Raw genomic sequence first — 6,000 nt, forward strand, 5'->3', positions numbered from 1 at the left:
CAATTAGATAACTCTATCGTAACGCGGGGTGGACTATGAACTTGACGCTTGAACCTGTCAACTTGATTTGACAGGGCCGCGCACAAATCACGGCTTTCGCGACTTTTTGCCGCAGCGGCGCGCGCAAGCCGGCGCGGCGCGCCAAAATCCCCCCTCAACGCGAACAATGGCGCGAGCGCGAAAGTGAACGAACAGCGCAAACGAACCGCGCATTTGGGCGCCATTCCAGAAGCGCCATGACGCCGCGATCGCCCGCAAGGAGCGAGGAAGGCATAGGCCCGCGGCAAGTCTGGCGGCGGTTCGTCAATCTCGACATTCCCCGCCAGTTGCTTTTCGATCCCGGACAGGACCGATGGCGTCCAAGGTCCACTCTCCATTACGCGGCGGCGTAATCCCTGACGAACCCTTCGACGACCTGGCTGAGATCGACGGCCTGTTTGGACAGGCCGGTGGAGAGCGTCATGAGTTGGACCGAGGCGGAGCCGGTCGTTTCCGCCGCCTGGCCGACGCCAGCGATATTGTCGGTGACCTGGACGGTTCCCGCCGCCGCCTCGTGGCAGTTGCGCGAAATTTCGATGGTGGCGGCCCCCTGCTGCTCGACGGCGCCGGCGATGACCGAAGTGGTCTCCTTGATGTTCGTGATGATCGCGCCGATCTCGTTCATCGACTTCACCGTGTCACCGGTGGCCGACTGTATCTCGGAAATCCTGGCGGCGATGTCAGCCGTCGCCTTCGCCGTCTGGCTCGCCAGCAGCTTCACCTCCGTGGCGACCACGGCGAAACCCTTGCCGGCCTCCCCGGCGCGAGCCGCCTCTATGGTCGCATTGAGCGAGAGCAGATTGGTCTGGTCGGCTATGCCCCGGATCAAATTGATAACATCGCCAATGGTCGAAGCCGCCTCGGCCAAGGCCGCGATACGGGCGTTGGAGGCTTTTGCTTCCTGGAAGGCGGTGTCGGCGACCTTGGCCGACTGGTTCACCTGTAGGGTGATTTCGTGCACAGAGGCCGTGAGTTCCTCCGAGGCGGAAGCGACCGTCTGGACATTGGCGGCGGCCTGTCCGGCCGCGCCGGAGACCGCCTCGGCCTGGCGCGAGGTCTCTTCCGCCGCCGCCGAAAGGCTGTGAGCGGCCTCCGCGACCTCGCCGGAGGATTTGGTGAAGCCGCCGGCCAGCGTCTGCATGCGGCCGATAAAATCATGCGACAGTTTCGCGCGACGGGCCAGCTGTTCGTGTTCCCTCTGCTCGCGCTCTTCGGCGTCAAGCCTCAGTTGTTCGGCATGGACAAGGCTGTCGCGCAGCCTTTCGGCCGCGGTCGCCATGTCGCCGATTTCGTCGCGGCGGTCCGTGCCCTTGATAGTCGCGCCAAGGTCATTGGCGGCGAGCGAACTCAGCGTGTCGGCAATGTCGATCATGGGCCGGGCGATTTCGGCGCGGGTGAGCAGCGTGGCGCCCAACATCACAAGAGCGAACGAACCGAACACAGCGGCAAAGGTGGTCCAGATTGTCCTGTACGTTTGGTCTGTTGCAAGGTCTCTGGTTTCGTTCGACTTCCTGACATCTTTATCGACGATGGCCTTGATGCTGGTTTGAATGGCGTCGAGCGCTGGCTCGCAAGTCCGTCCCATGTCAGAGGCAATGCGAGCCTTTTCGGCTGGATCGGTCGAGGCGCTGGCGCGCTTGACCATATCGGCGCAGGCGCCGGACAGCGTCAGTTGCATCCTGCTCTTCAAGTCTTGCAGGTCGCCGGCGTTCTCGGGCCGCAATTCCTCCGCCTTTCCGATATACTCAAACCATTGGGCGGAGAGGTCTTTGGTCATTTTTTCCGCCTCCGCGTTCGCCGCCTTCGTATCCGCGGCGATGTTCTTGTAGACGTACTCGCTGATTTGGGACGCCGCACGCGACGCACGGGCAAGGACAAGGTTTGCGGCGACGGGCCGGTCGATGATTTCCGAGTAGCGATCGTTAATCGCACGCATTTGTGAGGCGCTGAACACGGTGACGCCGATCACGCAAACGCCAAGCGCGGCCAGGATCGATAGAAATTTTGCCATAATTGACAAGTTTTTGAATGACATATCTTTTTCCTTCCGAAAACATCGACGAACTCCAATGCTATTGACGGAAATCCGGCGAACGCCGCTTGAGGCGCGTTGTGCAACCTTGTTGCTGGAATGCACGTCAGGATTGAATATGGGCGTCGCTAAAATATGGTTAACAGCGCGCATGTTTGGCGAATCGACTGTTATTGGCCGCGCTCTGGCGGCTGAACTTCGACGGCGTGGCGCGCGGGCGTGGGAAGTTGAAGGAATGATGGGCCACAAGCGGCCCGGCGTGATCGAAACCCGCGCCCAGTTCGCCCCTGATTACTCAGCCAGGGACGCAAGGCGATTGACGCCTATTTTGCCGACCTCGGTTTGACCGACGTCTGTCCTGAACCGGGCTGCGTGTTTTCGCGGATTGCGAAGCAATCTCGCGCACGACCGTATCAGTTGCATGTCGCCACGCCGCTTCCAGGCCGGAAAAAGCGAAAGCCCCGGACGCTGGTTTAACCAGCAAGTCCGAGGCTTTATAGATGGTGGGCGCGACAGGGATCGAACCTGTGACCCCTACGATGTCAACGTAGTGCTCTCCCGCTGAGCTACGCGCCCGAAACCGTTTTTGACGGCCCGTCAAGGGTGGAGGGTGTATATCGATTCGCCGTCGCCCGCGCAACCCTCAAGCCGACAGATTTTCGCCAGCCCGTTCAGGCGGCCAGCAGGCGCGTCACTTCGTTGACCAAATCCTTGAGATGGAATGGCTTCGACAGGATCTTCGCCTGCCGGGGCGCCTGATTGTCGGGATTGAGCGCCACTGCGGCGAAGCCAGTGATAAACATCACCTTGATGTCCGGGTCGAGTTCGGTGGCCCGGCGCGCCAGTTCGATCCCATCCATCTCCGGCATCACGATGTCGGTGAGCAAAAGCTCAAACGGCTCTTCGCGCAAGCGATTGTAGGCGGACAGGCCATTGTCGAAGGAAACAACGGTATAGCCGGCGTTCTGCAGCGCCTTGACCAGAAAACGACGCATGTCTGAATCGTCCTCGGCCAGCAGAATCTTGATGGATGCGGTTTCGTAGCGGTCGTTCATGGCGCCCTCGTTTCCTTGCCTCGATAAAGACCCTCCGTGGTAAAAAACAAGTGAAAAGCGGAGTTAAGGTTGCCATAAAATGCCACGAAAGAACCGACTCCTTTATGGCGACGCTTTCAGGCAGGAAAACGGCAGGTGGACAAATTTTGTCGCAGGCCTCATCTTTAACATGTGGCGATCCGTCGCGGATCGTCAGCCTGGGCAACCACCAGCCGCGTTCGAGGCCTAGACGACCATGCAGGCGAATCCGCCGCGCGCCGATTCTTCCGCCCCGCCGCCCTGCCAGACGGTGGAGCCGGAGGCGCTGACCTCGCCGCTCGTGTTCTCATCGCCCCATTCCGGTCGCTTCTATCCGCCCGAATTTCTCGCGGCGTCCCGCCTGTCCCCCCAGGCGCTCCGCTCGTCGGAAGACATGGCCGTGGACCATCTCTTCGCCGCCGTACCCCTGCATGGTGCGCCCCTCCTCAAGGCCAATTACCCCCGCGCCTATCTCGACGTGAACCGGGAGGCCGGCGAACTCGATCCGAAATTGTTCGATCCGCCGCCACCCATGAACGCGAAATGTTCCTTGCGCGTGGCTGCGGGCCTCGGAGTCGCGCCGCGCGTCGTCTCGGAGGGCCAGGCGATCTATGGAGGGAAAATCCCGCTTGCGGAAGGTTTGGCGCGCATCGAAAGCGTTCACCGCCCCTATCATGCGCAACTCGGACTTCTAATGGAGCGCGCCGCGTCGAAATTCGGCGTCGCGCTCCTGATCGACTGCCATTCCATGCCGTCGCGCATGCCCACTGGCGACGCCCGCCGGCCCTACGAGCCGATCTCGGCGGACATTGTGATCGGCGATCGCTATGGCGCCAGTTGCGACGCGGGATTCGCCCATTGCGTCCACACATTCCTCACCGGCCTGGGCTATCGCGTCGCCCGCAACAAGCCTTATGCCGGAGGTTTCATCACGGAACATTACGCCGCGCGCGCGCGCAATCGCCACGCGCTTCAGATCGAGATCAACCGCGCGCTCTATATGAATGAGAAAACTTTTGAGCTCCTGCCCGCCTTCGAGCGCGTGAAAGCCGACATGGCCCGGTTGGTCGCAACCATAGCCGCAGCGCCTCCGCTGGCTCGGGCCTTGTCGCGCCAAGCCGCTGAATAGGCAAAAAAAGAACCGCCAACTGTCGTCGGCGGCCCAAGTCTAGGGAGGAAACGCCCAATGAGGGCACGGTGGCGCGAGCGCCACACACATTAAATATGATGCGGCGCAGCACAAAATGCAATGGCGCTTTTCTCAGCTTTCTCATAATTTCCTAACACCCTGATCCCTCGAAACGAATTCAAGAGCTTGGCGGCGGGTCGCGCGGTGCGGCGCAAAAATTCTCGCGCCGCCTTTCCAGTGCTGGTCTCGCGCGGTGGTTCATGGCATGTCTGTGCCCAAGCAACCGGGAGAGCGGCATGACGGCGATCGATTTCATACCTTTTGTGGAGCGGCTGGCGACGGTTTCCGGCGAAGCCATCATGCCGTTCTTTCGCACAGCCTTCGCACTCGAAGACAAGAATGTCGGCGGCGTGTTCGATCCGGTGACGGAAGCTGACCGCGCCGCCGAAACCGCCATGCGCCGACTGATCGGCCAGACATTCCCCAGCCACGGTCTCATCGGCGAGGAATTCGGCTCGCGCGAGGCCGAATCGGAATATGTGTGGGTGCTCGACCCCATCGACGGCACGAAAAGCTTCATTTCGGGCCTTCCGATGTGGGGCACGCTGATCGGCCTGCTGCACAAGGGGGTTCCCTGCTACGGCATGATGAACCAGCCCTTCACGCGCGAGCGCTTTTTCGGCGACGGCCGCGCCGCCTATTGGACGGGCCATAATGGCGGCGGAGAGAAGACCACCCGCAGATTGCGCGTGCGCCCCTGCCTGGGACTGGATCGCGCCACCATTATGACCACCTCGCCAAAACTTATTCCTGAAAAACTTCGCCCGCGCTACGAGGCGCTGGAGGAAAAGACGCGGCTCTCGCGCTACGGCGGCGACTGCTACGCATATTGCATGCTCGCCGCCGGCCAGATCGACCTGGTGGTTGAGGCGGGCTTGAATGTTTACGACATTGTCGCGCTCATCCCGATCATCGAGGGCGCTGGCGGAATCGTCACCTCATGGGACGGCGGCGACCCCGCCCAAGGCGGCGCCGTCATCGCGGCCGGCGACAAGCGCGTCCACGAGGAGGCGCTGGAGATGCTTCGAGAGGGTTCGGGGACGGACTGAATCAAGCGTATCTGGGCGACAACACGCAGGAAATGATTGAAGCGAATCGGCAAGGGATAAGCGCGTGTTGAATCGGGCAAAAGTTTTTAGCGTCGCCCGGTTCTGCTTCGCTTGGGATAGCCTTGAGGAGCGCGAGAAGCTTTCTCGCGCCAGGGACCATCGCGAGGGGCTTTGATTTTCCGGCGGCGCCGCGTGGAAGTTCGCCCGCCGCCGCCAATGTAGATTTTTCAACGTCTTTGGCCCGATTGCGGCGTCCAGGGAGTCAAGCCGACGAACGCAGCGATGATGTGTTGGTCGAGCGGTCCACGTTCACGGAATTCATTGAGCAGGGTTCGGGCTACGGTGGACCTCCCCGGCATGGAGGCGAGCAAATCCCCTTGTCGCGCGAGACGCGCGAGTCTCGGCCGGTTTCGCGAATGTCGCCATCGCGGCTTTCGCGCGCACGTTGCCGGTCTATCTGCAAATGCGGCGTTGGGGCGGCTGGAGGGTTTGGTAGTCCAAGGCATTGAAGTGGTGTGTTTTTTCAAATTTTCTTATTTTTTATGTTTAGAGCGCTTGACGGTTCCGGTTTGGAGGTCCTATACAGCGGCCATCGACGGCGTCGCCGCGGACTTGCGG

At 61.1% G+C, this 6,000-nt stretch carries 6 protein-coding genes and 1 tRNA gene; 4 read left to right on the forward strand and 3 right to left on the reverse strand.

Features of this window, described 5'->3' with window-relative positions:
• Positions 1-376: 376 nt before the first annotated feature.
• Positions 377-1,816, reverse strand: coding sequence for a methyl-accepting chemotaxis protein (locus tag CCR94_RS26405; RefSeq protein ID WP_158254843.1), 1,440 nt, complete (start codon positions 1,814-1,816; stop codon positions 377-379).
• A 178-nt stretch (positions 1,817-1,994) separates the two neighbouring features.
• On the opposite strand from CCR94_RS26405, the gene CCR94_RS25250 reads away from it, so the two are divergent.
• Positions 1,995-2,417, forward strand: coding sequence for a hypothetical protein (locus CCR94_RS25250; RefSeq protein WP_158254844.1), 423 nt, complete (start codon positions 1,995-1,997; stop codon positions 2,415-2,417).
• A 155-nt stretch (positions 2,418-2,572) separates the two neighbouring features.
• On the opposite strand, the gene CCR94_RS19720 is transcribed toward CCR94_RS25250, so the two are convergent.
• A tRNA-Val gene (locus CCR94_RS19720) sits at positions 2,573-2,647 on the reverse strand.
• A 95-nt stretch (positions 2,648-2,742) separates the two neighbouring features.
• Complete coding sequence (cpdR, locus tag CCR94_RS19725) at positions 2,743-3,099, reverse strand: cell cycle two-component system response regulator CpdR (protein WP_104509540.1); 357 nt, start codon at positions 3,097-3,099, stop codon at positions 2,743-2,745.
• Positions 3,100-3,361: 262 nt separating this feature from the next.
• Here cpdR and CCR94_RS19730 point away from each other — a divergent pair, with 262 nt between their 5' ends.
• The 3 genes from CCR94_RS19730 to CCR94_RS25740 all read left to right on the forward strand — a co-directional run.
• Entirely contained in the window at positions 3,362-4,273 is a 912-nt protein-coding gene (locus tag CCR94_RS19730) for an N-formylglutamate amidohydrolase (RefSeq protein ID WP_104509526.1), read from the forward strand.
• 296 nt (positions 4,274-4,569) lie between these two features.
• Positions 4,570-5,382 carry a histidinol-phosphatase gene (hisN, locus tag CCR94_RS19735; protein ID WP_104509527.1) on the forward strand — a complete coding sequence of 271 codons (813 nt, stop codon included), beginning with the start codon at positions 4,570-4,572 and terminating at the stop codon, positions 5,380-5,382.
• A 357-nt stretch (positions 5,383-5,739) separates the two neighbouring features.
• A partial coding sequence (locus CCR94_RS25740) for a hypothetical protein (protein WP_206605873.1) occupies positions 5,740-6,000 on the forward strand: 261 nt, incomplete at its 3' end.

It is taken from the genome of Rhodoblastus sphagnicola (assembly GCF_002937075.1).
Lineage (GTDB): Bacteria > Pseudomonadota > Alphaproteobacteria > Rhizobiales > Beijerinckiaceae > Rhodoblastus > Rhodoblastus sphagnicola.

Coding starts and splice junctions, on each gene's coding strand:
- CCR94_RS26405 (WP_158254843.1), bottom strand. CDS start 1,816: ATGACCAAAGACCTCTCCGCCCAATGGTTTGAGTATATCGGAAAGGCG.
- CCR94_RS19730 (WP_104509526.1), top strand. CDS start 3,362: ATGCAGGCGAATCCGCCGCGCGCCGATTCTTCCGCCCCGCCGCCCTGC.
- hisN (WP_104509527.1), top strand. CDS start 4,570: ATGACGGCGATCGATTTCATACCTTTTGTGGAGCGGCTGGCGACGGTT.